Here is a 627-nt window from a genome sequence, read left to right as displayed (position 1 = left end):
ACTGAGTGGGGTTATAAAAAACTGCCCTACGACGAATGGAAATTTCTGTTTATTTATCCCAATGCACTGCCCGCCCTGGCTACCCGGGCTCTGATGGTGGACGGGGCCGGCTACAAGACTACATACCAGTATGTTGATACTACAAGACCCAGTCGGGTCAGCGTGGGACGCTGGAATGACCATCTTGGGGTAACGAAGTCGTATTATAACAAGGGTAACGCACTGCCGCTGATGCTTCGTTTTTGCTGGGACTCGGTCATTGATAAAAAAAGTTATGAGACACTGATATTGTTCAAAAAAGGGACCTGGGAGCAGATGACCACGCTTTATACCGACAGCTATCGCCCCGATGAGACCTATTATCGTGACACCATGGTGATTGGTCTGGCCCCCGGCGGCAAGGTTAGCGTCTGGCTGGATAATTTAGGTGATCCAGTGGTCCCTCAGACAGATGCCAAAATTACCACGGTATCAGGTGAGCAGATGAACATGTGCAGGGGGGTGACAAAACATCCTGATGGGTATGTTTACTATGGTGATACACCTGAGTTTATTAAAGGTAAAACCTACCCCTACGGCAACTGGTGAAATCCAGCCGCAGGGACAGCATATTAACGCTACAGGATG

At 49.1% G+C, this 627-nt stretch carries 1 protein-coding gene; it reads left to right on the top strand.

The features are described 5' to 3' along the window. Positions 1-588 (top strand): DUF2931 family protein (locus tag A3466_RS10970; RefSeq protein ID WP_082830930.1); only part of this gene is annotated, 588 nt, incomplete at its 5' end. Positions 589-627 lie beyond the last annotated feature (39 nt).

The organism is Enterobacter genomosp. S (assembly GCF_001631805.1).
GTDB lineage: Bacteria > Pseudomonadota > Gammaproteobacteria > Enterobacterales > Enterobacteriaceae > Enterobacter > Enterobacter quasihormaechei.
Note: the sequence above shows the minus strand (reverse complement) of the source record. Positions and strands in the feature narration are given on the sequence as shown.